The sequence below is a fragment of the Telluria sp. ZB4P36 genome (genome assembly GCF_059685865.1).
In genome coordinates, this window is record NZ_JCASIE010000016.1 from 25,384 (window position 1) to 49,825 (window position 24,442).

The window sequence follows — 24,442 nt, forward strand, 5'->3', positions numbered from 1 at the left end:
CGTCCTTTACGTAACTTAGTTTATTTGGCTGTGGTTTGGTAGCGCCACACGTCGGCGCACATTTGAGCGACATCACGCTCGGCAGTCCAGCCCAGCTCTTCGCGCGCCTTGGCAGGGTCGGCGTAGCACTTGGCCACGTCGCCCGGGCGGCGCTCGACGATCTGGTAGGCGATCTTGCGGCCGCAAGCCTCTTCGAAGGCCTTCACCATTTCGAGTACGCTGTTGCCGCGGCCGGTGCCGAGGTTGTAGGTAACGATGCCCGGCCCCTTGGCCAGGCGGTCGAGGGTCTTCACGTGGCCGATCGACAGGTCGACCACATGGATGTAGTCGCGCAGGCCGGTACCGTCCGGGGTCGGGTAGTCGCCGCCGAACACGGACAGCTTGTCGCGCTGGCCGTTGGCGACCTGGGCGATGTAGGGCACCAGGTTGTTGGGGATGCCGTTCGGCTCTTCGCCGATCAGGCCGCTTTCGTGGGCGCCGACCGGGTTGAAGTAGCGCAGCAGCGCGATGCGCCAGCTGGGTTCGGCCTTGGCCAGGTCGCGCAGGATGTCCTCGATCATCAGCTTGCTGCGGCCGTAGGGATTGGTGGCCGACAGCGGGAAGTCTTCGCGGATCGGCACCGAGGCCGGATCGCCGTACACGGTGGCCGAGGACGAGAACACGATCGTCTTCACGCCGAACTTGGCCATGGTCTCGAACAGGATGACGCTGCCGTTGACGTTGTTGTCGTAGTAGCGCAGCGGCTGCGCCACCGATTCGCCGACCGCCTTCAGGCCGGCGAAGTGGATCACCGCATCGACCTTGTGGGCGCCGAACACGCGCTCCAGGGCCGCGCGGTCGCGGATGTCGGCTTCCTCGAAGACGAAGGCCTTGCCCGTGATCCGTTGCACACGCTCCTGTACCGATGCGACCGCGTTGGACAGGTTGTCCACCACGACCACCTCGTGGCCAGCGTTCTGCAGTTCGACGACGGTGTGGGAACCGATATAACCCATGCCGCCAGTAACCAGGATCTTCATGTCGTTTCGCTCTCTGTGATATGTGATACGTATTAATAATGTGACAATGCAATGCGCAGCATATCACTGCTGCGCGGGGCATGCACACACGCCCTGCCGCAGCGGACACGACACGAACACCTGCACCTGCCGCCGGGGCGGACGGATGCGGCGGCCATGCGGTCTCCACCGTGCGTTCTTCGCGTTTCTTGCTTGGGGCGCTAGACTGTTCTTGCCCGGACGGCTTCTATGGCCGACCTATCCCTGCCTGGCCTGCCGGCCCTTGAATGCTTCCTTGCACAACAGGCCGATGAAGGCCACGTCTTCGATGAAGTAGCGCCGGAACATGCGGCGCGGCTCCTGCAGGAAGCGGTAGAACCATTCGAGCCCGGACCGCTGCATCCAGAGCGGAGCCCGCTTCACCTTGCCGATGGCGACGTCGAAGGTGCCGCCGACGCCCATGGCGAAGGGAATCCGCATATGGGCCTGGTACTTGCCGAGAAATTGTTCCTTCTTGGGCGAGCTGATCGCCACGAACAGCAGGTCGGCCCGGCTTGCGCGGATCTGTTCGGCCACCGCCTGCTCTTCTTCCTCGCCCTTCCAGTAGCCATTGCGGTAGCCCGCCAGCACCAGGCGCGGGTACTTGCGGGTATAGGTCTCGGCCACCTTGCTGACGACTTCTTCGCGTGCGCCGAGCAGGAACACGCGCCAGCCCTTTTCGCCCGCGCGCCGCATCAGCGCCTCGAACAGGTCGACGCCGGCCACCCTTTCCTTGAGCGGCTTGCCGAGCAGGCGCGAGGCCCACACCACCGGCATGCCGTCCACGTTGACCAGGGCGCAGTCGTTGATGATCTGGCGCAGTTCCGGGTCGCGGCTGGCCTTGACCAGCTTGTCCACATTGACCACCACGTGCTGGTGCGGCAGGCCGGTCTGGATGAAGCCTTCGACCTTGCCCAGCGTTTCTTCCATCGTCAGGTTATCGACCTGACAGCCCATCAGGGTGATCCGTTCGTTCATGCGGCTTCCTTTTCAGAAGGTGCAGCGCCCGCCGCCAGCTCCCGTGCCAGGACCGCGACGATGCGCTCGGCCGCCTTGCCGTCCCACAGCTCCGGCCGGCGGCCCTGCTTGCCCTCGCCGCGCAAGACCTTCCTGGCTTCGCGCACGATGGCTTCGGGATCGGTGCCGGCCAGCACATTGGTGCCTTCGTCGACCGTCACCGGGCGTTCGGTGTTCTCGCGGATCGTGATGCAGGGCACGCCCAGCGCCGTCGTTTCCTCTTGCAGGCCGCCGCTGTCGGTGAGCACCACGGCCGCGTCCTTCCACAGGCCGAGGAAGGCCATGTAGGCCTGCGGGCCGGCCAGGGTGATGTTGGGGCCGAGGTCGATGCCGAATTTCCCGATGTTGGCGCGGGTGCGCGGGTGCACCGGGAAGATCAGCGGCAAGTCCTGCGCGATCTCCTTCAGGGCGCCGGCGATGCGCGCCAGGCTTGCGGGTTCGTCGACGTTGCTCGGGCGGTGCAGGGTCACCACCCCGTAGCGTCGGTGGGCGGCCTTGAATGCACTGGTCTCGAAGCCGGAGCTGTCGAGCTGCGACAGCTTCTCGGCCTGGTACAGCACGTTGTCCACCATCACGTGGCCGACGTAGTGCACGGCGGAATCCGGCTTTCCTTCGCGGCGCAGGTGCTCGACGGCGGCCGGCTCGGTGGCGAAGAACCAGTCCGAGATGCTGTCCGTGACGAGGCGGTTGATTTCCTCCGGCATGCTCATGTCGCCGCTGCGCAGGCCGGCTTCGACGTGGGCCACCGGGATCTGCAGCTTCTTGGCCACGATCGAGCAGGCCAGGGTCGAGTTGACGTCGCCCACCACCAGCACGGCGGCCGGGCGCTCGGCTTCGCACAGCTCCTCGAAGCCGAGCATGATCTTGGCGGTCTGCTGGGCATGGCTGCCGCCGCCGGCGGCCATGAACACGTCGGGTTGCGGGATGCCGAGTTCTTCGAAGAAGACATCGTTCATCTCGCGGTCGTAGTGCTGTCCGGTGTGGATGATCTTGAAGGACAAAGCCGACTGTGCCTGCAGGGCACGCACGATCGGCGCGATTTTCATGAAGTTCGGACGGGCACCAGCAACGAGATATATCAGCATTGCAACTTTCCTAACGATAACATTTTACTAATGCAGGAACGTTATTGTAAACCTGCATTCGACAGGGACGGCGGACGATACGGTCGTGATACGCAGCACTTCGCAAGGAAGCTTCGATTCATAGGTGCGCGAGCACCAGCCGAGCGGCGGGTTTTCGGCGCCGCGCACCAGTTCCAGCTGCAGGTCGGCGCCGCTGGCCTGCAGCTGCAGCACGAAGCGCTTGCCGCGTACCGACAGGCCATGGCTGGTCAGGCGCACGTCGAGCTCGGGCGCGAAGTGCCAGAACAGTTCGACCTTGTGCTGCTTGCGCGCCGAGACTTCGTCGCGTACGACCAGGGTGTTGCTGGCGCCGTCGAAGCGCACGCTGCGCATGTGGCGCACCGGGTCGGACAGGCGGGTATAGCCGTCGTGCGAGCCGCGGAAATCGAAGTCGTTCGGGCTGCTGGGCATGCGCTCGATGCGGGCTTGCGCCTTGCGCAGCCACATGAAGCGCCCGCCGCTGGTCGACTGGTCGAGGCCATCGATGCGCACGGTGTTGTGGCTGGACGTGCCGCGGAAATAGTCTCGCCACTTCTGCTCCTGCCAGTAGGAATAGGTGCCGGGATCGATCAGGCATTCCTCGCCCGCCACCGACAGCGTCATCGCCAGCGCGTCGGCGTGGCCGTGGGCGGCGATGCCGAGGTAGCCGAGCGGGCCGCAGTCGAGCATGCCCTTGACCTCCTGGTGTTCGCCGAAGTGGTTGCCGAACAGGAGGTAGCCGCCATCCGGGAAGGCCCAGCCGGTATCGACTTCGTGCGGGTCGCAGTCCGGGCGCGAACCCGGCAGCGCATGCAGCAGCCAGCGCACGCCGGGGTGGGTATCGCCGGCGGCGCCGAACACGGTGTCGCCCAGCGCCAGCAGCTGGGCGGCGCGGTCCATGCCGGAAGCGTCGAGGCGGAACACGCAGCCGTCATCGGCGTCGCCCACCGCCGGCACATGGCCGCTAGAGTCGCGCACCGAGCGCAGGAAGCGCAGCGCGCGCTGCAGCGAGGCCCAGTAGTGGCGCGGGAAAGGCTGGCCGCAGGCCTGGCCCATCAGGCCGGCGACGAACAGGAATTCACTCGAGAAGATATGGTAGGCGAAGGCTTGCTCGCGGTTGACGCCGTCGCGCGAATACTGGGCCACGGCCTCGTGTTCGAGCTCGCGGCGCGCCTGCTCCAGCCACTCGCCGGATTCCTTCCAGCACGGCCAGGTGCTGGCGCCGACGTAGAGGCCGGCCAGTTCGCCGATCAGGTGATTGTTGGCCGAGGAATGGCGCGACAGGTGGCGCGCGATGCCGCGGCAGTGGGCATGGATGCTGCCCTGCCAGTCTTCGCGCAGCTTCTGGCCGGATTCGCCGTCGAACAGGGGGCTGTTCTCGCCGCCGACCAGTTGCCAGACCAGGCTCCAGTTGACCAGGCGGATGCCCAGTTCGAGCGAGCTGGTCCAGTTGGGACCGGTCAGCGGCGGGCACTGCTCGAGCCAGCTGCGCAGCTGCTGCCCGAGCGCGTGCAGCCAGCGCACTTCGCCGCTCACCACCCAGGCCTGGGCCAGGCGGACGAGGTGCAGGTGGCGGTTCAGTTCCCACACGTGCTTGATGTCGCCGACCTGTTCGCGGTTCGTGATGGCGATGTCGCCGGCGTAGATGGACGGACCGGTGACGCCGGTCTCGGGATCGCGGTTCCAGGCGGTGGGCACGCCGACGTCGAAACGGCGTTCCGCGAACAGCACCACATGGCCGGCGCAGATGCGCTCGGCGTCGAGCAGGAGGGCCTCGATTTCGGCGGCGCCGAGCGTGGGAGCGCCATGCACGGCCAGCGTGCGGGCGCGCGGCAGCGGCGTGGGCGCCGAGCGGCCTGCCATGCGCCGGCCCATCCGGGTGGCGGCAGCCTGGCGGACCCGGTAACCCACTTCGGCCACCGACATGCAGCGCAGCCGGTTCACCAGCCATCCTATTCTTACTGTTGCGTTCATCTCTCTCCCCCGCTGAGGTGGTCGCGATGTTGCTTCAGCTGCGCTGCTGCCGCAATTGCTGATACACCGCTGATAGTTGTCCGATCACGACGCCGGACTCGAATTCCTGTTCGATGGTGGCGCGGGCGCGCGCGCCCAGGCGCCGGCGCTCCCCGTCGTCGCCCAGCAGCTTGCCGAGGGCGGCTGCCAGCGCTTCCACGTTGCCCGGCTCGACCATCAGGCCGTTGTCGCCGTCGCGCAGCGCATCCGGGATGCCGCCGACGCCGGTGCTGACCACCGCCTTCCCGGCCGCCATCGCCTCGAGCAGCGCCATCGGCAAGCCTTCGGCATGCGAAGGCAGGCAAAAGATGGCGGCGCGCGCCAGTTCTTCCTGTTTGCGTTCGGCGGTGACCCAGCCCAGCTCCTCGATGCGCTCGGCTACGCCGCGCGCCGCCGCGCGCGCCTTGAGCTGCGCCAGCTCGCCCTGCCCGCCGACCGCCAGCTTCACCTGCGGGTAGCGGTCCTTGAGCAGGGCCAGCGCTTCCACCAGTTCATAAATGCCTTTGCGCGGCTCGACCTGGCCGAGGAACAGGATGCGGCCCGGTTCGGCCCGGTCCGGCCCCGCAGGGGGCAGCGGCACCGAATTCGGGATCACGACGACCCGGGCGCGCGGCGCGAAGCCGTTCAGGTAGCTCGCCCAGCGGGTCGACAGCGCGATCACGACCGCGCTCTGTTCGAGCGTATGGCGGATCCAGCGCCGCATCAGCGGATTCGAGCGTTCGATGAAGCTGTCGAAGCAGGCGCCGTGCAGGTGGAACACGGTCTTGGCGCCGCTCGCGCGGGCCAGCGCCAGCAGCACCGACTTGCGTACGAAACTGCCGTTCGAGGCCGCATGCGCATGGACGATGTCCGGGCCGCGCGCCAGGCAGGCCAGGGTGCGCAGCAGGCCCTTGAAGGCGGCGCCGATCTTGGCGGCACGGCTGCCTTCGGCATGGGTCGAGACGTAGCGGACGCCCTCGCGCTCGAACAGGCCGTTCTGGCGCAACAGCGAGACCACGGTGGCGACACCACCGCGTCCACCAGGCTCGGTACCCAGCATGAGCACCCTGGGCGAGGCATGCGTCGCCGCGGGCGCTGCCGATGCCGATACCCGGTTCATGCCATTCGCCCTTCCCTCCGGTGGCTGCAAACGAGTTTGCAAAATAGAAATTGTTTTGGATAGTACAACAGTGTTTACTCCAGGAAGCGCACGATACGATGCCTGTGGAACTACAGTGTTGTTTTTTTAGCTCTTTCGAGGCAGTATTTTCGTGTACGTTTCTGCAACAATCCGCCCCAGAATAGCATAGGTCCGGTGGCTCCTTACGTACGCTGGGCCACGTTTCGCGAACTCCGCGGCGAGGGCCTTGTCCTCCAGAAGGCGCCGCACGGCTGCCGCAAACGGGGCCGTTTCCATGGGCGCACACAGCCCTGCCCCGCTCTCGGCTATGACCAGCTGCTGGTCCGGAATGTCGTTGGCGACGCTGGGGATGCCCAGCGCCAGGTACTCGACCAGCTTGGTCGGCGACGAGACGTCGAACAGGGTGCCGCGCGGAATCGGCGACAGGCCCACCTCGGCCCGTACCGCATAGCCGAGGGCGGTACGCTGGGGCAGCCAGCCGGTCAGCAGCACGTGCTCCTGGATGCCGCGGCGGGCGATCTCGGCGCGCATCCAGTCCATTTCGTCGTTCGAGGCGGCGTCGCCGGCGATCACGAGGAGCACATCGGGGACGTCCTCCTTGAGTTGCTCTGCGACGTCGAGCAGGAAATCCGAGCGGCGCGCCTGGGCGATACGGCCGAGGTAGAGAACCACGCGGCGCCCGATCAGGCGCGGGTCCTCGACCGGCTCGACCGTGCTGCGGTCGAACAGCGCGGCATCGACGCCCATCGGCACGGCGGTCATGCGCGCGCGCGCGAAGCCCTGGCTCGCCAGCCAGTCGGCCATGGCTTCGCTCTGGACGAAGATGTGGCGGGCGCCCGGCAGCACCAGGCGGTAGACGACGAAGCGCGAGGCGGCGGCGCGCAGCGCGTGGGCGAGCCACTTCAGTCCCTTCTTGCGGCTGCCGATCTCGTCGCGGCGCACCTCGAAGCCTTCGACGATCGGGAAGGACATCCAGTAAATGAAAGGCACGCGCAGGACGGAGGCGGCGAGGCGCCCGAGCAGGCCGGAGGCGATCTTGTCGCGCACCTGGATGCAGTCGGGCCGCCCCCTGCGCCGCGCCTGCAACAGGCCGCGCAGGTCCCAGAGCGGCGACATGACCGGGGCGAACCGCGACTTCAGGCTGCCGACCGCGTGCATGCCGCCCGCCTGCCACGGCGCCCCGCCCTCGCTGCCGGACTGCCCCACCAGCTCGGTGTGCACGCCGTAACGCGGCATCTCGGCGCCGAACAGGGTCAGTAGGTCGGCACGCAAGGGAGGTAGAGGATCACGGACGATGAAGGCGATGGACAGGGGCTTGTGCATGCGGTTCATATGGATGGGCAAGACCAGCCGATTCTAGCGCAGGGTTCCGTGCGCACGCTCCTGTGTCGGCACAGATATGTGCGGTGCAGCACATCCGGGCAAACAAAGTGTTGCTCAAAAAATATTTAAGCGAAGCTGCATCCAAGCCGCCTGCCCGGACGTAGTACTTGCACCGGATCGCCCGGTCCGGCTTTCGAGGAGAACCATTGTGAGAACATCAGCCAGCCTGGTCGTCGCCGTCACCCTTGCCGCCATGTCGCTTTCCGCCAGCGCGGCCCCACGTAGCGCCTGCACCAACGATCACCGCGAAGGCGGTCCCCTGCTCGTGGTCGGGCTCAGCGCGGACATGCAGCTCGTCTGCTTCAGGGACAAGCGGCCGGACAAGGCCCGCAGCCTCGGCAGTATCAGCGGCCTGATGCGGGGAGATGCCCTGGTCGGCATCGATTACCGCGTCCAGGACAAACAGTTATATGGCGTCAGCCGCAGCGGCGGCATCTACCGGATCGATCTCGCCGGCGCCGTGGCGACCAAGGTCGGCAACCTGACGGTCATGCTGGAAGGTTCCTCGTTCGGCGTCGATTTCAACCCCGCCGCCGACCGCCTGCGCATCGTCAGCGACACCGGCCAGAACCTGCGCCACAACATCACTGCCGGCACGACGCTCGCCGACGACCCGCTCGACTATCCCCCGGGCACTGCGCTGAATTCGGTCGGCCCGAATGCCACCGGGGTCACCGGCTCGGCCTACACCAACAACGACCTGTCGGCGGAGACCGCCACCACGCTGTATGCACTCGACACCACGCTGGACCAGGTCGCCCTGCAGTCGCCGCCGAACGACGGCACCCTGGCCGCCACCGGCAAGCTGGGCGTGGATGCCGGCGCGGACACCGGCTTCGATATCTACAACAGCGCGCGCGGCGGCGTACAGGCCCTGGCCTCGATCGCGACGAGCGGCGCCAAGAGCAGCTTGTATAGTGTTGACCTGCCGACCGGCAAGGCGACCCTGCGCGGCGACTTCCCGGCGCAGTACCGGGTGATCGGCATCGCCATCCCGCTCGACCAGGATTAGGCGGCGCGGCTTTCCTTCCACTGCAGGAGCTGTGGCAGCAGGCCGGCGCTGGCCTGGCTGTCGAGCTTGCGGCAGAAGTGGGCGTTCGAGGCGCGGATGCGCGCGAAGTCGCCGGCGTCCAGCACCTTGGGATTGCGCGCGCCCTGCTCCGGCCATTGCACGTAGCGGTAATTGTCGGACAGTACGCGGCCGGCGAAGCGCGAGCCCATCACCAGGGTCTGGAACAGCATCTCGTCCGGGCACTGGACGGTGCGCAGGAAGCGCATCAGGCGCGGGTGCGCGTCAAGCAGGCGCAGCACCTCGGCCACGCAATCGCGCGACAAGGCCCACCACGAGGAACCGCCGTGCGGCACGAAGCCGTCCGGCATGCGGCGGCGGCGTCCCGTCGCCCGCAGCAGGCGGTTGGCGAGACCGCATGCCAGGCGCTCCAGTCTCCCTCCCCCTTCGCGGTGGAAGAACTGGTAGCGAAAGCCCACGTTCCAGCCGCCCGGCGCAATGGGCGCCGTCTCGATCAGCTCGCGGTCGCGCAGCCGCTCCAGCTCGCGCTTGAGCAGGGCATTCGGCAGCAGCGGATAGTCCTGGGCGGACAGGAACACGACTTTGTCGAAGTCCGGCTGCTCGCGCAGGATCTGGCGCAGCGACGCCAGGGTGGCCTGGACCTGCGAGAAGCCGCCCCAGCGCACGTCGATGCGCGGTGCGACCTGGCGCGCGGCCGGATGCAGCGCGGCGGGGTCGATCGCGCTCTTGCGGTCGAGGTGGACGTAGACGGTGAAATCGGGATCGCACAGGGCAGCGACCAGCGCGTTGAGCTGGTCCATGTCCTTGTGCGCACAGATCAGGAATACCTGCTTCATCACCCTCCCTGCTCAGCTGCTACCTATAAAAAAAATCCCCCGCAGCCTGCGCCGCGGGGGACCTTTGCTGCGCGCCGAGTCTAGCACGGCGCGCGGGAAGAACAGCGCTCTGTTAGTTGATGGTCACCGACTGGCCACCCACGGTCACGGTGCGCACCGCGCCCGAGGTCGAGACCGTCACGGTCGGCTTCTTGCAGCCGACGTCGAGCAGCACCAGGTACTCGGCGGTGGTGTTGGCGTTGGCCTTCAGGTAGAAGGCGCCGTGGTCTTCCACCACGTTGGCCTTGGCGCCCGGACCGATCCACTTGGCGAAGCTGGCATTGGTGTTCAGCGAACGCACGCACAGCGACTGGGTGCCCGCCACGACCTTGACGTTCTGCTCGTTCTCGACCGTCATGATGGCCGGGGTGTGCATGTTCCACTCGTAGGTGCGGGCCACGGTGCTGGCCATGCGGTCGCGCACCAGGATCGCGTTGCCGGCGTTACGCAGGTGCCAGACCTGGCGCTTGGCCATGGTCAGCTGGCCGCCATACGACGGGGTGGCATCGCCTTCGGCATAGTCGTAGCTCGGCTGCGCGGTGAAGGCGGTGATCTTGCCGTTGCGCTGCAGCTGCTCGCGGTAGCCGTTCACCATCTGGCCCTTGCCGCCGTCGAAGGTGACCGCGTTCTGCGAACGGGTCTGGTGGTACCAGTCGGTCCAGTACGGCGAACCGTACCAGTCGTACCAGCCGGCCTTGACCAGCAGCGGCTGGCCGGCGCTCGACAGCAGCAGGCCGTTCTGGTCGCCGTGGCTGTGGTTGAACGAGCCGTAGGGGCTGGACTTGAAGAAGGCCGAGATGCGCGAGCTCGACGCGAGGTCGCTGTGCATCGCGACCCAGCCGATGCTCGGGTAGTAGGCCGAGTTCGACGGCGCCTGGTAGACCTTGGTGTCGGCGACCGGCAGCGGGTACTGGGCCTGCAGCAGCGACATCGCGTCTTCCATGCCGGTGGTGTTCTTCACGTACCAGGCGGCACGCGGCGACCACATGCGCGAGGCGAAGGCGCGGAACACGCGGGCGTCCGGCTTGGTCTCGGAGGCGTCACCGAAGGCATGGGTGCGCGCGCCCGGCGGGGTGAATTCCATCGCGAAGTCGAGGAAACCGAGGGTCCAGGGCTTGCCGAAGAAGTTCACGCCGCTGGCATGGGTCAGCGGATCCCACAGGGCCAGCAGGTAGCCGGCAGCGTACTCGGCATACGCGGTGCCGTTGGCATAGCCGCCTTCCGGGCCGCTCCAGGGGTTCGGGCTCAGGGCGTAGGCGCGGAACGAGAAGTCGAACCACTTCTCGGCTTCCGGGATGTCGCCCAGGGTCAGGGTCGAGATCAGCACGATGTAGATCAGGCTGGTATTGCCGTGCGAGTCGAATGGGTACTGGTCGAGGCGGCCGTTGTCGCCCGCCAGGCTGTTGTACATCTCGGTGGTGCGGACCTTGATCGAGCCGAGCCAGCGCGCCTTGCGGGTCGCATCGAGCGAGCTGCCCAGCAGGTCGATGGCCTTGGCCAGGCCCCAGGCGATCTGGCGGGTGGCCTGGTCCTGGTTGACATAGCTGGTCGGGCCGCTCGGGTTGAGCGAGGCCAGTTCGTCGCCGCGTTTCAGGGCTTCGGTCAGGTACAGGGATTCGCCCTTCAGGCGGTACATCAGCGCCGCGGCTTCCATCTGGCGGGTCGCTTCGTTGATGCGCTGGCGCACGTCGGTCTGCTGGCTGGCCATGGCGGCGGTCAGCGGCGAGCTGATCACGATCGACCAGCGCGCGTCGGACAGTGCCGGCACGGCGGTCACTTGCGCTTTGACTTCATTCCCGAGGCGGCTCAGGTAGGGCTCCAGCGCGGTGCGCTTGGCATACGGCCAGGTCGAGAACGGCGTCACCGACGGCGGCAGCGAGCGCGGACGCGCCTTCGACAGGATGCGGCTGCGCAGGGTGGCGTTGTCCGGCACTTCGAAGGTGGTCGCCTTGCTGGTGATCGAGAAGGTGCGCGCGGTCGACCAGTCGTTGCTGCCGACCGGGCGCACGCGCCAGGTGTAGTTGCCGAGGGCCAGGGCCTTGGCCGGCAGGTACCAGTTGCGGTCGACGACGGCGCGGGTCGGCGTGCCGCCGACCGGGGTGATTTCGATTTCGTAGCTGGCCGGACCGGTCCCGTGACGGGCCCAGGTGAAACCAGGAGGATTCTGGGCCTGCACCTGGTTCATTTCAGGCTTGGCCTGCACGACCAGGGGGTCGGTCGACTGGACCCAGTCGGCACGTGCGGTGACGCTCGCGAACAGCGAGGCGAAAGCAGCGGCCATGACCAGGAACTTGCGTTGAAATTGCATGTGGGTGCTCCGAGAAAAAATCTTGAAATCGATGCGCCGGGCCGGGCTGGCCGCTGGCTTGAGAACGTTTTCTGCGCTGTGAAAGCGGCTTACTGACAGGAGTTATGCTACCCCAAAGTAAGTTGAGCACAGGAAAATTCTCCAAAGAATCAGAGATTTTTTGCTTGCCGTGCAGAAATCCCACGACAGAATTTCAACTCTTGCCGAACAATATTTGCATGCCTATAACGGTCGTAAACCGACTGAAAAGATAAAACGGCAAAGCTGTCAAAAAGGCTATGGAAGCGCTACCGCACGTGCCTCAGTCTGCAGCGCGCGCACACGCTTCAGGTAGCGCAGGCAATAAATACCGAAGGCCAGCGGCGCCTTGTCCATGTGGCGCCGGCGCACATTGAATTCCTCCTGGCGCGCCTTGAGCCGGTTGGCCGAGGACACGCTGCCCTCGTGGTCGCGGAACACCGTGAGGGGCTGGTCGATCATCGCCGGGCGCGATACCGCCCCGAGCCGCAGCCACAGGTCGATGTCCATCGCATACTTGAGTTTCTCGTCGAAGCTGCCGATCCGCTCGAAGGCCGCCTTGCGGACGAACACGGCCGGATGCGGGATCGAGCTGCGGCCGGCCACGAAGGATCGGTAGGAAAAGGCCGGCATCGCATAGGGCGGCACCATCTTGCCGTCTTTCAAGACCTGGATGTTGCCGTACACCCAATCGACCGGACGCCCCGACGCCCTCGCCTCGTCGAAGGTACGCTTGACCGTGGCCAGCACGTCGGGACCGTTGTAGTAATCGTCCGAATGCAAATGGGCAATGATGTCGCCCTGGGCCGCTTCGATGCCCTGGTTCATGGCGCGGCTGATGCCGCCGCCGACGTCGCGCAGCACCCGCTTGTTGCCCGAATAGGCTGCGATCATCTCGAGGGTGCCGTCGGTGGAACCGCCGTCGACGAAGATGTGTTCGAAGTCCTGGCAGGTCTGGCCCTGGACCGAAGCCAGGGTGTCGGCCAGGGTGGCGGCACTGTTCCAGGTGCAGGTGACGATGGAAAAGGTCGGCTTGCCGGAAGCCTGGGTTGGCTGATTATTGTTCATAGAAGTCCACGATCTTGGGTAGGGCCTGGAAAACGTCCATCCCGGCCGTGGCCGGCAGCGGCCGCGCCGTTGCCGGCCGCGCCAGTTCCTGGCCGAGGAGCGTGACCAGCTCCGCCATCGAGGTGGCCAGGCGCAGCTGGCCGGGATAGGACTCGTATACGGCAAGCTCGGGATTGCCGCCGCGTGCCAGCGCCAGGCAAGGTCGGCCCAGCGCCAGCGCTTCGAGGATGGTGGTGCCACAGGGTTCTTCCCACACCGAGGGCACCACGCAGACATGGCTGGTGGCGGTCAGCGCCACCACTTCCGGGTTCGGCTGCCAGCCGAGGAAGCGAATCTGCTCGCTGGCATACTCGGCTTCCAGGCCCGCGCGCAGGGGGCCGTCGCCGACCACCAGCAGCTGCGCCTGTGCCGGCAGGCGGGCGCGCGCAGCTGCCAGGAATTCGGCAAATCCCTTGCCGGTGTCGATGCGCCCGGCCAGCAGCACCCGGCCCTGGACCGGCCCCTCGGCCGCGGCGGCCAGGTGCGACAGCTTGCGGTAGTTGATGAAGTTGTGGATCACGCGCGAGCGCGACAGGTCGGCATGCGGCAAGGTGCGCAGGAACTGGCGGCGCAGGAAGTCCGACACGAAGATGGTCTTGTGGCGCGCAAAGGTGCGTTCGGTCTCGCCGCGGTAGCGCGCCACCGCATGGCCGGACATCAGCGTGCGCAGGGGTCCCGGCGCCGCGTGGGCGCAGCCGGCGCAGGCGCGCGCCGCCGTTTCGGTGCAGACCGCGCCTTCCTTGAAGCGCAGGTGGGTCACGCATTCGCTGCCCTGGTCGTGGCGGGTCTGGACGAAGTTCAGGGCCGGGTCGACGTACAGGCCGGTCATCGGCAGGTGGCCGTGGTAGTGCACTACGTCATAGGCGGCGGCCTGTTCGGACAGCGCGCGCGCCACCCGGGCCGCGAACCAGGGCCGCTTGGCGGGATTGAAAAAACCGAGCTGGGCTTCCTTCCAGCCGACGCGGCGGAAGTCGAAGCCGGGGATGAAGCGGCCCTGGAAGCCGATCTCCTCCGCGCTGCGTTCGTGGGCGCGGTCGGAGCGCCCCATGATGTCGACGCTGTGCCCTTCTTCCAGCAAGGCGTTCGACAGGGTCACCACATGCTTGGCCAATCCGCCGAGCTGGGCCCCCGGCAAGTCTTCCGACACCATCAGGATCCGCATTTACCTGGCCCCCGCCGTCTGCCAGCGCGCCCAGCCGGCCTTCAGGCACGACCAGGCCAGCAGGCGGTCCTCGCGTTCGACCACGAACAGGAGGCCGTGCACGCCCAGCAGCAGCGCGGTCACGCCCAGGATGAAGACGAAATCCCAGGCCCCGCGGTCGAACAGCTGCTCGGCCGCGGTGGCGGCGACCGCCACCAGCACCACTCCGGCCAGGCCGGGCGCGTAGCCCTGGGACAGCAGGCGTCCGAACCGGGTCGGCACCGTGCGGCCGTGCACGTACAGCAGGAAGCCGCTGGTGAATACCAGCGAGGCGGCCAGGTGGCCCCAGGCGGCGCCGTCGATGCCCCAGCCGGCCACCCCGGCATACACGATGGCCAGCCCGGCCAGCGCGCGGGTGACGGCGAACAGGCCGGATACGCGCGGGTGGCCCATGCCGTCGTTGACCAGCGACGGCAGGCTGGTGAGCGAATCGACGAACTGGGCCAGCGCCATCACGGCCAGTACCGTGGCGCCGTTGCGGGCGAAGGCCTGGTTCATCCAGTAGCCGAGGATCTGGTGGGCGAACACCGCCACCAGCACCAGGATGGCGGCGTTCAGGAACACCACGTAGCGCGTCGCCTTCAGGTAGACGCGGTCGAGGCGCGCGAACTCGCCACTGGCCGCCAGTGCGCTGGCGGCCGGGAAGAACACCCCGGACAGGCGGAAGGTGAGGCTCAGCACGCGGTTGGCGAGCGTCGCCGCCACCGTGAAATAGGCCAGGCCGGTGACCCCGACCAGGGCGCCGATGATCAGCTTGTCGGCATGGGCATAGGACAGCGTGGCGAAGCGCGACAGGAAGGAATAGGCCGAGAAGCCGAGCAGCGCGTTGCGGAAGCCGGCGCCGGGCCAGCGCCAGCGCATGCCCGGCAGCAGGCGCCGGATCGCGCCCCACAGGATGGCGCAGTGAATGCTGGAGGCGGCCACCCGCAGCAGGATCACTTCGAACAGGTTGTAGCCGAGCAGCAGCACGCCGACCGTGGCCAGCGGCACCAGGGTGCCGAACACCATCTCGAGGCGCGCCGAGATGTCGTAGCGCATCAGCGCCTGCGGCACGCTGTTCAGGTAACTCTGCAGCTGGCCGGCCAGGAAGCCGAGCGCGGCCAGGCGCAGCGTGGCGGTGGCCTCCGGCACCAGGGCCGGAGGCACCGAGAAGACCTCGCCGACGAGCCAGGCGGCCCCGAGGAACAGGCCGAGGGCCCCCAGCAGGCCGATGACCGCATACGTGGCCAGGCCGAAGGAAATGGTCTCGAAGATCCTGTCGTCGTCCTGTTTAGCGTTGTGTTCGGCGATGTACTTGACCGAACCGGCGGTGACGTTGATGTCGATGACGGCGAAGTAGCCGACGATGGCCGTGACCAGCGAGTACACGCCATAGCTGGCCTCGCCCAGTCCCTTGACGACCAGCGGCACGGTGCCGAGCATGACCAGCGCGGGAATCGCGGCGCCGAGCAGGTTCGACCAGGCATTGCGGGCAAGGCGCAGGTTCATCAGGCGGTCACCAGGCGCGGACGCGGCACGAAGGGTTTCACCGCGGGGTGCAGGCCCCGCTGCGGCGCCGGCGCGGCCTTGGCGACGGCCATCGCCAGGTAAGGCAGGGCCAGGCAGATCGCCAGCATCTGGCTGGTGCGCACCTGCGGGAACGGGGTGCCGACCAGGAAGTCCGGAATCATGAAGGCCAGCCCGGCCACCCCGGCCGTGGCCAGTCCCAGCAGTTCGGGCGGCAGGCTCTTGAGGGCGCGCCGTGCGAACAGGACGAAGCTGGCGAGGGTGCCGAACATCAGCACGGTGCCGACCAGACCGCTCTTGAGGGCGATGTGCAGCACGCCGCTGTGCAGGAACAGGCCGCCATCCGGGTTCTGCTGCCACGAGATGTACTGGTAGCCGGTGTAACGTCCCCAGGTGCCGATCCCGGTGATGGGGTTGGCCAGGAAGTCGGCCAGCGCGAACTTCAGCTCCAGCACCCGTTCGCTTTCGGGACCGAAGCGGCGCGACTGCATGTCGTACACCAGGCTCGACAGCCCACTGCCGGCCCCCTTGGTCTGCGACAGGCGCTGCACCGCCACATAGGCAAGCGCGGCGCCGACCAGCGGCAGGCCGCCCGTCATCAGCTGCATGCGGCGCTTGAGCGGGAAGCGCATCATGATCACCAGGAAGGCCAGCATGAAGCCGATCCAGGCGCTGCGGCGGTAGGACAGCAGGATGCACAGGCCGGTGGACACCAGGGTCATCCACTCGATGGCGCGCCAGAACCTGGGGCGTTCGATCTTGACGCTCTGGAACAGGTGGACGGCGGCGATCGCGAAGGCGATGGTGCACACCAGGCTGTCGTTGATGTCGAAGAAGGTCAGGCGGATCTTGATCGCGTTCAGGTTGGCGTACACGTTGTTCGGGTCGCCGCCGAAGGCCGCCCAGCGCACCAGGCCGAACAGGGAGCGGCCGAGGCCGACGATCAGGATGAAGTGGGTCAGCTCCAGCACATGCTCGCGGGTGCGGAAGGACAGCAGCATCAGCGAGATCAGCGGCGCCATCCAGACCACGTTCGAGAAGCCCTGCGGAGTCAGGGCCTCGGCCACCGTGACGCCGGACATCAGGCCGACGCCCACGTGGGCGGCCAGCAGCACGCCCCAGGCCCAGAACCAGGGCCGCAGGCTGCAGGCCGGGGTCGGATAGCGCTGGAAGGTGGCGGCCACGCGGGCGCAGGCCCAGGCGCCCAGCACGTACCACAGCACCACGCCGAACAGCAGCATGCCGGAGCCGCGACTGTAGATGCTGCGGGTGGCAAAGACCGCCATGCTCCCGTAGCTGGTGGAGTTCATGCAGAAGTAGACCGCCAGGTAGGGATAGACCAGGAAGCGCGGCCAGACCAGGCCGATGCCGATGCCCGCGACCGCAGCCACCGACAGGCCGATCACGAAGGCCCACGGCAGCGAGTAATACACATACGGGATGATCGCGTTCAAATTCATCGGGCTGGTGTGTCCTTGTTCTTCGTGTTGTCTGCCTCAGGCCTTAACCGGGTGCCGGCGCCAGCCCGGCGCCGAGCAGGCGGGTGCGGTCGCGCGGCGCCATCGTGCCGAGCATGTCGGCGACGAAGCGGTCCTGGATCCGGTAGGCCCTGGCGTCGTCGGCCCCGATGGTCGAGACCCGCACCAGCATGCCGTCCGGGATCTCGCCCGACAGGCCGTAGGCCAGGCGCCGCAGCTTCTGCTGGATGCCGGCGCGCGAGGCATGTTCGCCGATCGTGATCCAGTAGGTGATCGGTTCGTTGCGCTCGTGCAGGCGCGCCACCAGGCGCTTGACCGGCAGCTCGCCGAAGCGGGTCGCCAGTGCGGCCTCGTCTTCCTTCACCATCTGGAAGCCCTGAGCCACGTAGCAGACCTCGGGCAGGTGCAGCTGCAGCGACTTGCTCTGGTCGCCGCCATAGGCGATCGACAGCATCACGCGCTGGCCCTCGCCATTGACGTAGGTGCGCGACAGGGTCTGGTCGTAGATCTTTTCGAGCACGCTCTGCTGCTCCGGGTCGGGCGTCAGCGGCACCACCGAGGGGTCGATGCGCCAGTCGGCGAAGCGCTGCGGGATCATCTGCTCCAGGCTGAACTGTTCATGGGCCTGGGGCACGCGCGCCTTGGGCGTGAGCGCGCCGGTCAGCGCCGAGGTGCCGGCCATGGCCAGGCCCAGCGCCAGGCTGATGGCGAAACGGCGGTTCATGTTGCCTCCTTCAGGCTGGCGTGCATGCGGCCGCCGTCCGCGCCCGGGCCGCCGCTGCCGCCTTCGCGCCGCTTGAGCCACCACTGCAGGCCGTTGTCGACCGCCAGGATCAGCAGCAGCGCGGTGACGAACAACACCATGCCGGCGAAACCGTGCAGGAAGCCCTGGCCGGCGGCGTCGCCGAAGTAATAGGTGATCAGGGTCAGCGCGATCACGCGGATCACGTTGGCCGTGAACGAGATCGGGATGATCAGGATCGCCAGCGTGATGTTGCGGAAGGCCGAGGGGTGGCGCATCAGGTTCAGGTAGAACAGGCCAAGCGCTTCCAGGGTCAGGAGGGTCTGCAGGCCGGCGCAGGCATCGGCCACCAGCAGCTGGTACTGGCCCATCTGCAGCACCACGCCGGAGCGCGAGATCGGGTAGCCCAGCGCGAACAGGATGTGCTCGGTCACCCAGGACACCGCCATCTTCATCGGCATCGTCACCGCCGCCACCAGCTCGCTCGGCAGCGGGATCAGGAACAGCATGAAGAAGAAGGGGAACCACAGCACACGCAAGGCGCGACCACCGAATTTGAGCAGGATGACGGCCGCCATCACCACCACGATCGAGGCGACCTCGAACATCAGGATTTTTTGCGAGCGGCCCAGCAGGTGGAACACCAGGCCGACGGCCAGCACCGGCCAGCCGCTCCAGCTCCCCGCCGGCGTGGGACCGACGGCCGCCATCACCTCGGGCCACTTGCGCCAGATCAGCCACAGCGCCAGGAAGAAGATGATCGGTCCATGCCCCTGCTCTTCGCCGATCCAGGCGCCGGTGAACAGGTCGTAGAAGGTGGGACCGAGCAGGATCGCCAGGCCGAGGAAGACCGGCCACCACTCGGGCAGTGCGCCGCGCAGCGAAACGAGCGTGCTGCCCAGGTCACGCGGTACCGCCGCGTTCTGCTTGCTTGCCGCCGTCGCCATCTCAGAACTCCACGACCACCGAGCCGACCACTTCGGCGCCGGATTCGGCCATCTGCTCGGCCATGCGGCTGATGTTGGCGATGCGGGTGCGGTGCTTGCAGGCCACCAGCAGCACGCCGCCGGCGCGTCCGGCCACCGCCAGCGCGTCGGCGCCGGACGCGAACGGCGGCAAGTCGTACAGCACCACGTCGTAGCGGCTTTCCAGCTGGGTGTTCAGGTTGCGGAAGCCTTCGCGCGCCAGCAGTTCCTGCGGGTTGGGCGGCAGGGTCCCGGCCGGCATCAACGACAGGTCGACGAAGGCGGGCACGCGCGAGATCACGTCCAGGTCGGCGCGGCCGGCCAGCAGGTCGGACAGGCCCTGGCGCGGCTTGAGGCCGAACATCTCCTGCTGGCGCGGGCTGCGCAGGTTGGCGTCCACCAGCAGGGTCTGCTCGCCCAGCTGGGAAAACACCACCGCGAGGTTGGCCGCGAACAGGCTGGAGCCGTCTTCCGGGGTAACGCCGGCGATCGCCAGCGCGCGCCGGCCGCGGGCGAACCAGCGCAGCATCAGCTGGCTGCGGATCGCGCGCAGCGCCTCGACCTGGGGCGAGAAGGGATCGTAGGCGGCCACCAGCTTGGGCGACAGATTGGCCTGGCCCTTCTGCAGATAGGGATAGGAGAACTGGCGCGCCAGCACCTGCTGGATGTCGTCCTCGCTGACCAGTCCCAGGCGCACGGCGGCTTCGCCGAAGCGGATCCCGAGGTCTTTCTGCATGCGCAGGACACGCTCGGCACTCTCGGGCGTGAGCTTGCCCGCGTCGAGCAGCAGTGCGCCCATGCTCGAATCGGCGTTGGTGTTATTCAATGAGCCGTCATGGGCTGCGCCGTGGTGCAGTGCGCCGTCGTGGGGCGCGCCGGTAGGCAATGCGGATAGCACGGTTGAATTCATGGTCGTGTCCTATTCTTGTGTGGGCCCGCTCAGTTCAGCCTCAGCAGGCGGCGCGGCGTCATCAAGGCACGGATGCCGCCGCTGCGCGGGCGCTTCATGCGCCACTCGATGGTGCCGAGCACCGGGATGCCCAGCATGTCCTTGACGTCGCCGCTCGAGCGTACCGGGCGGTTGACCAGTTCCAGCAGCAGGGCCAGGCCGACGCCGAGGATGGTGCCCAGCAGGATCGACACCAGGGTGTTGAGCAGCACGCGCGGGCCGGCCGGCACGGTCGGCGGCACCGCCGGGTTCAGCACCGAGATGTCGGACTGCTCGGCCTGGGCCTCGATACGGGTCTGCGAGAAGCGCTGGCTGGCGGCATCGAAGGCGCGCTGGGCGCTGTCGAGGTCCTTCAGCATCACGCCGAGTTCGTCGCGGGTGCGGTTCAGCTCGAGCACGCGGGTCTTCTGGGCGGCCAGGGCGGCGCGCAGCTCGGCCTCGCGCTGGCGATAGACCTGGGCGTTGGCGCCGACGCTCCGCGAAACGCTGCCCAGGGCGGCATTCAGTTCGGCGCGCATCTTGCCGACTTCCGCGGAGGCGGACTGGTAGGCCGGGTGGTTGCGGCCGTAGCGCGATGCGGCTTCGGCCAGCTTGGCCTCGCCGCTGGCGAGGCTCACGCGCAGGCTCTGGACCAGGGCATTATTGGCGACGTCGGGCGAACCCACGCCGGTGGCCATGCGTTCGCGCGAGCTGGCTTCCATGGCCTGGGTCTGGGCCGCGACCAGCTGGGCCGACAGGTCGTTCAGGCGCGACAGTTCGATGTCGACGCGGTTGTTGTCGAGGCTGACGATGCCCTTCTCCTGCTGGTATTTCGACAGGCGCGCCTGGGCGGCCTCGAGGTTGTCGCGCAGCTGCTTGGTTTGTTCGTTGAAGTAGGACGAGGCTTTCTTGGCCGGCTCGGTCTTGAGCTGGACGCTGATCTTCTGATATTCGTCGGCGAAGGCATTGGCGACGGCGGCGGCGAAGGTCGGGTCGGCGCCCTTGAAGCTGATCTCGACCACGCTCGATTCGCGCGAAGGCATGATCTCGAGCTTCTTGAGCAGCAGGTCGGCCAGCCAGTCGCGCACCGTGCCCTTCCCTTCGCTGGCTTCGCGCCACTGGGCCTGCACGGCCGGGCTCGATGCGAGGCGCAGCGAATCGACCACCCGCAAGGCCACGTTCTTGCTGCTGATGATGTCGATCTGGGTCGCCATATAGCCCGGCATCAGGTTGCCCGGCATGGTGAGTCCACTTACCGGGTCAACGCCCTTGTAGTTCAGGAGCACGGATGCGGTGGCCTTGTAGGTCTTCTGCTGCACCAGGCTCCAGCCCAGCGCGAGCAGGACCGTGACCAGCAGGGTACCCAGGATGATTTTCTTCCTGGCGAGTAGGATCAGCAGAAATTGATGGACGTTCATGGCCTTACCTTTGCATCAGATGCCTTTGACAGCGGGTGGACAAAACGGGACTACGGCCCGGCGCGCCGCTTGCGGCGCGCCGGAATACTGCTTAGAACCAGCTTTCACGGACCGTGATGACATCGTCGACCTGGACCGGATCATTGGCATTGACATTGATCGTCACCGGATTGCCGCTGGCATCGCGGCGGGTGACCTTCATGCCCTTGTTGCTGCCACGCATGTTCAGGCCGCCGCCGGCCGAGACGGCCTGCTGCACGGTCATGCCGCGCTCGAGGCGGAACGGACCCGGTCGCTGGACTTCGCCGGTGACGTAGGCGCGCGGTGCGCGTTCGACATAGATGATGTCGCCGCCGGCCACTTCGTAATCCTTGTTCAGCTCGCCCTTGCGGACCATGTCGATCACGTCGATGGTCTCGCGCGTGGTGTTGCCGTTACGGGTGCGCACCAGGTTGATGATGTCGCCGCCCTCGCCGTGGATGCCGCCGGCCATGGCCAGCAGGTCGAGCACCTTGCGGCGCCCTTCCACCGCGTAGCGGCCCGGACGGTTGACGTAGCCCAGCACCGACACCTGCTGGCTGGCCAGCGTGGTCACCAGCATGTTGACCTGGGCTTTCTTGAGGAAGCCGCCCTTCTCCAGCAGGTCGCCGATCTTCTTCTCGGCCGCGGCCACCGACAGGCCACCCACCCCGACCTGGCCCAGCAGCGGGAAGGTGATGTTGCCGCTGTCGCTGACGCGGGTCTCGAGCGAGAGGTCGGGGCTGCCGTAGACGGACAGCTTGACCACGTCGCCCGGGCCCAGCACGGTTTCGGCGGCACCGGCGATGCCCATGGTCAGCACGAGCGCGGCTGCCATCATCCACTTGACGAATCTTTTCATGATTGCTCCTTCAATTCTTTTGCTGTTGGTCGATGAGGGATGAAATGCGCTTACTTCAGACCTGCCACGCCGCGGTCGAGCGCCGCCTTGTCGGCAGGGCCGGCCTCGGGCGCCGGTGCGGGCGCGATCGAGGACGGGCCGGCCGGTGTGGCGGCCACCGCCGCGGCAGCCGGATCCGCCGCGGGGGCGGCCGGTGCTGCGGCCGGCGCGGCGCCGGGCGTGTTCGGGTTCGGTGCGTAATCCTTGTTCAGATAGGCAATCTTGGCGGTGCCGCGCAGGCGCTGGATCTCGGCCGCGGCCAGTTCCTTCTGCTTCTTGTTCATCAGGTACTGGCTGATCTGCGGGCCGGCGATGGCCAGGGTGACGGGTGCGTCGCGCACTTCGGCGATCGAAATCAGCATCGCGCGATCGCCTTCCTTGACCGCGAACAGCTGGCCCTTCTGCATCGACAGCAGCTTGCTCGACAGCTGCGGGTTGAGATCGGCGGTGCTGCGGGTGACCTGGGCGCGCCCGTACTTGATGTTCTTCGCATCGAGGAGCACGGCGACTTCTTCCAGCGACTTGGCATTGTCGGCGGCGGCACGCACTTCCGGCGTCAGGTCGCTGGCCGAGAGGATCAGCTCGTTCATGGCGAACTGCTTGCGGTTAGTGAAGAACTGCGGGTTCTTGTTGAAGTAGTCTTCCACTTCGGCCGGGCTCGGACGCTGCGGCTCGCCGATTTTCTTCTGCATGTAGGCCTGGGCGATGATCAGCGAGCGCGCACGCTCGATGGCCTGCATCACCTTCGGGTCGCGGTCGAGCTTTTCCTTGGCCGCCTCGCCTTCCAGCAGTTCGCGGTCGACCAGTGCCTGCAGGACCTGCTTGCCGGCCACCTGCTGCTGCGCCGCCGACACGCCCAGGCGCTGCAGTTCTTCGTTCAGCTGCAGCACGGTGATTTCTTCGCCGTTCACGCTGGCCAGGGCCTGGCCCGGCTTCGCCTCCTTGGGGGCCTCGTCCTTGTTGCAGCCGGCCAGGCCGGCCGCACACAGCACCAGTGCCGCCGCGGACAGCAGGCGCCTGGGAGTTGGGAAAGAAGTTTGGTTGGCTGCCAAATGGAAGGTTTTCAAGATAGTTCCTCGACGTTAGTTAGCGGGTGAGCCCGCCTCTTTTCCTCTTTTTATTTGTGACCCGCTCCAGAATTCAGGTCAGAGCCGGGACTCATCCATTCTGGGTTCCGCACGATTCGTTCTCTGTTCGTCAATTAACACTCTGCTACCGCGGCAGCTCGGGCGGCTCATGCCGCCACCGCCGACACGCCGCCGGGCGCACGGCCGAGCAGCCCGGCCGGCACTTCCTGCGCCCCCGCTTCGGTGTGTTCGTCCTGCTGGGCGACGAAGGCCTCATAGGCGCGGCGCAGGCCTTCCTGCAGCGGCGTGCTGGCGCGCCAGCCGAGCGCGGCCAGCTTGGACACGTCGAGCAGCTTGCGCGGCGTGCCGTCCGGCTTGCCGGCATCGAAGACGATGCGGCCGCGGTAGCCGACGGTCTCGCCCACCAGCCGCGCCAGCTCGGCGATGGTGACATCCTGGCCGGTGCCGACGTTGATGTGCGAGTGCATGGGGTCGGTGTTGGCCGCGTACACCTCGACCGGCAGGTTCATCACGTAGACGCTGGCGGCGGCCATGTCGTCCACGTACAGGAACTCGCGCATCGGCTTGCCGCTGCCCCAGATCACGACTTCGGCCGCATCGCTCTCGCGCGCTTCGTGGAAGCGGCGCAGCAGGGCCGGGATCACGTGGCTGTTTTCCGGGTGGTAGTTGTCGCCCGGCCCATACAGGTTGGTCGGCATCACGCTGCGGTAATCGGTGCCGTACTGGCGGTTATAGCTTTCGCACAGCTTGATGCCGGCGATCTTGGCCATGGCATAGGGCTCGTTGGTCGGCTCGAGGATGCCGTTCATCAGGTATTCCTCGCGGATCGGCTGCGCCGCCAGGCGCGGGTAGATGCAGGAGGAGCCGAGGAACAGGAGCTTGCGCACGCCGGCGCGCCAGGCTTCGTGGACGACGTTGGCCTGCACCATCATGTTGTCGTAGATGAACTCGGCCGGATAGGTGTTGTTGGCATGGATGCCGCCCACCTTGGCCGCGGCCAGGTAGACCTGGTCGATCTGCTCGGTACGGAAGAATTCGCGCACCTGGGCCTGGTCGGTGAGTTCCAGTTCGGCGTGGGTGCGGGTGACGATATTGGTGTGGCCCTGGGCGCGCAGGACGCGCACGATGGCGGAACCGACCAGGCCACGATGGCCGGCGACATAGATGCGGGGCTGATTATTCAACA

At 67.0% G+C, this 24,442-nt stretch carries 20 protein-coding genes; 1 reads left to right on the forward strand and 19 read right to left on the reverse strand.

Going from position 1 to position 24,442, the window contains the following annotated elements; translation table 11 throughout:
* Nucleotides 1-20: 20 nt before the first annotated feature.
* The 6 genes from galE to AC56LK_RS18905 form a co-directional block, all read right to left on the reverse strand.
* Nucleotides 21-1,019, reverse strand: a complete 999-nt coding sequence (galE, locus tag AC56LK_RS18880; RefSeq protein WP_497186025.1) for a UDP-glucose 4-epimerase GalE — start codon at nucleotides 1,017-1,019, stop codon at nucleotides 21-23.
* Between the two features lie 237 nt (nucleotides 1,020-1,256).
* Nucleotides 1,257-2,015, reverse strand: coding sequence for a WecB/TagA/CpsF family glycosyltransferase (locus AC56LK_RS18885; RefSeq protein ID WP_497186026.1), 759 nt, complete (start codon nucleotides 2,013-2,015; stop codon nucleotides 1,257-1,259).
* Nucleotides 2,012-3,139 (reverse strand): non-hydrolyzing UDP-N-acetylglucosamine 2-epimerase, encoded by a 1,128-nt coding sequence (gene wecB, locus AC56LK_RS18890; RefSeq protein ID WP_497186027.1) that lies wholly within the window; start codon nucleotides 3,137-3,139, stop codon nucleotides 2,012-2,014. Before wecB ends, AC56LK_RS18885 begins: the two co-directional genes overlap by 4 nt.
* Before the next feature lie 27 nt (nucleotides 3,140-3,166).
* Nucleotides 3,167-5,131 carry a heparinase II/III family protein gene (locus AC56LK_RS18895; protein ID WP_497186028.1) on the reverse strand — a complete coding sequence of 655 codons (1,965 nt, stop codon included), beginning with the start codon at nucleotides 5,129-5,131 and terminating at the stop codon, nucleotides 3,167-3,169.
* A gap of 34 nt (nucleotides 5,132-5,165) precedes the next feature.
* On the reverse strand, nucleotides 5,166-6,269 hold the full coding sequence (locus AC56LK_RS18900; RefSeq protein WP_497186029.1) for a glycosyltransferase family 4 protein: 1,104 nt from the start codon (nucleotides 6,267-6,269) through the stop codon (nucleotides 5,166-5,168).
* Nucleotides 6,270-6,395: 126 nt separating this feature from the next.
* Complete coding sequence (locus tag AC56LK_RS18905; protein WP_497186030.1) at nucleotides 6,396-7,613, reverse strand: glycosyltransferase; 1,218 nt, start codon at nucleotides 7,611-7,613, stop codon at nucleotides 6,396-6,398.
* 208 nt (nucleotides 7,614-7,821) lie between these two features.
* On the opposite strand from AC56LK_RS18905, the gene AC56LK_RS18910 reads away from it, so the two are divergent.
* A complete protein-coding gene (locus AC56LK_RS18910; protein WP_497186031.1) occupies nucleotides 7,822-8,685 on the forward strand; it encodes a DUF4394 domain-containing protein in 864 nt (287 codons plus the stop codon).
* Here the strand turns inward: AC56LK_RS18910 and AC56LK_RS18915 are convergent.
* From AC56LK_RS18915 to fcl, 13 genes are all read right to left on the reverse strand, one after another.
* Complete coding sequence (locus tag AC56LK_RS18915) at nucleotides 8,682-9,539, reverse strand: beta-1,6-N-acetylglucosaminyltransferase (RefSeq protein ID WP_497186032.1); 858 nt, start codon at nucleotides 9,537-9,539, stop codon at nucleotides 8,682-8,684. The two genes, AC56LK_RS18910 and AC56LK_RS18915, sit on opposite strands and share 4 nt — an antisense overlap.
* Nucleotides 9,540-9,651: 112 nt before the next feature.
* A complete protein-coding gene (locus AC56LK_RS18920) occupies nucleotides 9,652-11,886 on the reverse strand; it encodes a DUF4962 domain-containing protein (RefSeq protein ID WP_497186033.1) in 2,235 nt (744 codons plus the stop codon).
* 276 nt (nucleotides 11,887-12,162) lie between these two features.
* The gene (locus AC56LK_RS18925) at nucleotides 12,163-12,972 is read right to left on the reverse strand and encodes a glycosyltransferase family 2 protein (RefSeq protein ID WP_497186034.1); all 810 of its coding nucleotides are present in this window, start codon (nucleotides 12,970-12,972) and stop codon (nucleotides 12,163-12,165) included.
* Nucleotides 12,962-14,173, reverse strand: a complete 1,212-nt coding sequence (locus AC56LK_RS18930; RefSeq protein ID WP_497186035.1) for a glycosyltransferase family 4 protein — start codon at nucleotides 14,171-14,173, stop codon at nucleotides 12,962-12,964. The genes AC56LK_RS18925 and AC56LK_RS18930 overlap by 11 nt, the downstream gene beginning before the upstream one ends.
* The gene (locus AC56LK_RS18935; RefSeq protein ID WP_497186036.1) at nucleotides 14,174-15,700 is read right to left on the reverse strand and encodes an oligosaccharide flippase family protein; all 1,527 of its coding nucleotides are present in this window, start codon (nucleotides 15,698-15,700) and stop codon (nucleotides 14,174-14,176) included. It lies immediately after the preceding gene.
* Nucleotides 15,700-17,178 carry an O-antigen ligase family protein gene (locus AC56LK_RS18940; protein WP_497186037.1) on the reverse strand — a complete coding sequence of 493 codons (1,479 nt, stop codon included), beginning with the start codon at nucleotides 17,176-17,178 and terminating at the stop codon, nucleotides 15,700-15,702. The genes AC56LK_RS18935 and AC56LK_RS18940 overlap by 1 nt, the downstream gene beginning before the upstream one ends.
* A 43-nt stretch (nucleotides 17,179-17,221) precedes the next feature.
* On the reverse strand, nucleotides 17,222-17,920 hold the full coding sequence (epsI, locus tag AC56LK_RS18945) for an exosortase-associated protein EpsI, B-type (protein ID WP_497186038.1): 699 nt from the start codon (nucleotides 17,918-17,920) through the stop codon (nucleotides 17,222-17,224).
* Nucleotides 17,917-18,885 carry an exosortase B gene (gene xrtB / locus AC56LK_RS18950; protein WP_497186039.1) on the reverse strand — a complete coding sequence of 323 codons (969 nt, stop codon included), beginning with the start codon at nucleotides 18,883-18,885 and terminating at the stop codon, nucleotides 17,917-17,919. Before xrtB ends, epsI begins: the two co-directional genes overlap by 4 nt.
* A gap of 1 nt (nucleotide 18,886) precedes the next feature.
* Nucleotides 18,887-19,702: a chain length determinant protein tyrosine kinase EpsG gene (epsG, locus tag AC56LK_RS18955; RefSeq protein ID WP_436108098.1), complete on the reverse strand. Its 816-nt coding sequence runs from the start codon at nucleotides 19,700-19,702 to the stop codon at nucleotides 18,887-18,889.
* Nucleotides 19,703-19,842: 140 nt separating this feature from the next.
* Complete coding sequence (gene epsF / locus AC56LK_RS18960; protein ID WP_497186040.1) at nucleotides 19,843-21,249, reverse strand: chain length determinant protein EpsF; 1,407 nt, start codon at nucleotides 21,247-21,249, stop codon at nucleotides 19,843-19,845.
* Nucleotides 21,250-21,340: 91 nt separating this feature from the next.
* Nucleotides 21,341-22,129: a polysaccharide export protein EpsE gene (epsE, locus tag AC56LK_RS18965; protein WP_497186041.1), complete on the reverse strand. Its 789-nt coding sequence runs from the start codon at nucleotides 22,127-22,129 to the stop codon at nucleotides 21,341-21,343.
* 50 nt (nucleotides 22,130-22,179) lie between these two features.
* Entirely contained in the window at nucleotides 22,180-23,235 is a 1,056-nt protein-coding gene (locus tag AC56LK_RS18970) for an EpsD family peptidyl-prolyl cis-trans isomerase (protein WP_497186042.1), read from the reverse strand.
* 167 nt (nucleotides 23,236-23,402) lie between these two features.
* Nucleotides 23,403-24,440: a GDP-L-fucose synthase gene (gene fcl, locus AC56LK_RS18975; RefSeq protein WP_497186043.1), complete on the reverse strand. Its 1,038-nt coding sequence runs from the start codon at nucleotides 24,438-24,440 to the stop codon at nucleotides 23,403-23,405.
* Between the last annotated feature and the right edge of the window lie 2 nt (nucleotides 24,441-24,442).

What these genes read in the sequence shown, in the direction of transcription:
- AC56LK_RS18900 (WP_497186029.1), bottom strand. Translation starts at nt 6,269, where the DNA reads ATGAACCGGGTATCGGCATCGGCAGCGCCCGCGGCGACGCATGCCTCG.
- galE (WP_497186025.1), bottom strand. Translation starts at nt 1,019, where the DNA reads ATGAAGATCCTGGTTACTGGCGGCATGGGTTATATCGGTTCCCACACC.
- AC56LK_RS18925 (WP_497186034.1), bottom strand. Translation starts at nt 12,972, where the DNA reads ATGAACAATAATCAGCCAACCCAGGCTTCCGGCAAGCCGACCTTTTCC.
- AC56LK_RS18915 (WP_497186032.1), bottom strand. Translation starts at nt 9,539, where the DNA reads ATGAAGCAGGTATTCCTGATCTGTGCGCACAAGGACATGGACCAGCTC.
- epsG (WP_436108098.1), bottom strand. Translation starts at nt 19,702, where the DNA reads ATGGGCGCACTGCTGCTCGACGCGGGCAAGCTCACGCCCGAGAGTGCC.
- wecB (WP_497186027.1), bottom strand. Translation starts at nt 3,139, where the DNA reads ATGCTGATATATCTCGTTGCTGGTGCCCGTCCGAACTTCATGAAAATC.
- xrtB (WP_497186039.1), bottom strand. Translation starts at nt 18,885, where the DNA reads ATGGCGACGGCGGCAAGCAAGCAGAACGCGGCGGTACCGCGTGACCTG.
- AC56LK_RS18935 (WP_497186036.1), bottom strand. Translation starts at nt 15,700, where the DNA reads ATGAACCTGCGCCTTGCCCGCAATGCCTGGTCGAACCTGCTCGGCGCC.
- epsE (WP_497186041.1), bottom strand. Translation starts at nt 22,129, where the DNA reads ATGAAAAGATTCGTCAAGTGGATGATGGCAGCCGCGCTCGTGCTGACC.
- AC56LK_RS18905 (WP_497186030.1), bottom strand. Translation starts at nt 7,613, where the DNA reads ATGCACAAGCCCCTGTCCATCGCCTTCATCGTCCGTGATCCTCTACCT.
- AC56LK_RS18930 (WP_497186035.1), bottom strand. Translation starts at nt 14,173, where the DNA reads ATGCGGATCCTGATGGTGTCGGAAGACTTGCCGGGGGCCCAGCTCGGC.
- AC56LK_RS18895 (WP_497186028.1), bottom strand. Translation starts at nt 5,131, where the DNA reads ATGAACGCAACAGTAAGAATAGGATGGCTGGTGAACCGGCTGCGCTGC.
- epsF (WP_497186040.1), bottom strand. Translation starts at nt 21,249, where the DNA reads ATGAACGTCCATCAATTTCTGCTGATCCTACTCGCCAGGAAGAAAATC.
- AC56LK_RS18940 (WP_497186037.1), bottom strand. Translation starts at nt 17,178, where the DNA reads ATGAATTTGAACGCGATCATCCCGTATGTGTATTACTCGCTGCCGTGG.
- AC56LK_RS18885 (WP_497186026.1), bottom strand. Translation starts at nt 2,015, where the DNA reads ATGAACGAACGGATCACCCTGATGGGCTGTCAGGTCGATAACCTGACG.
- epsI (WP_497186038.1), bottom strand. Translation starts at nt 17,920, where the DNA reads ATGAACCGCCGTTTCGCCATCAGCCTGGCGCTGGGCCTGGCCATGGCC.
- AC56LK_RS18920 (WP_497186033.1), bottom strand. Translation starts at nt 11,886, where the DNA reads ATGCAATTTCAACGCAAGTTCCTGGTCATGGCCGCTGCTTTCGCCTCG.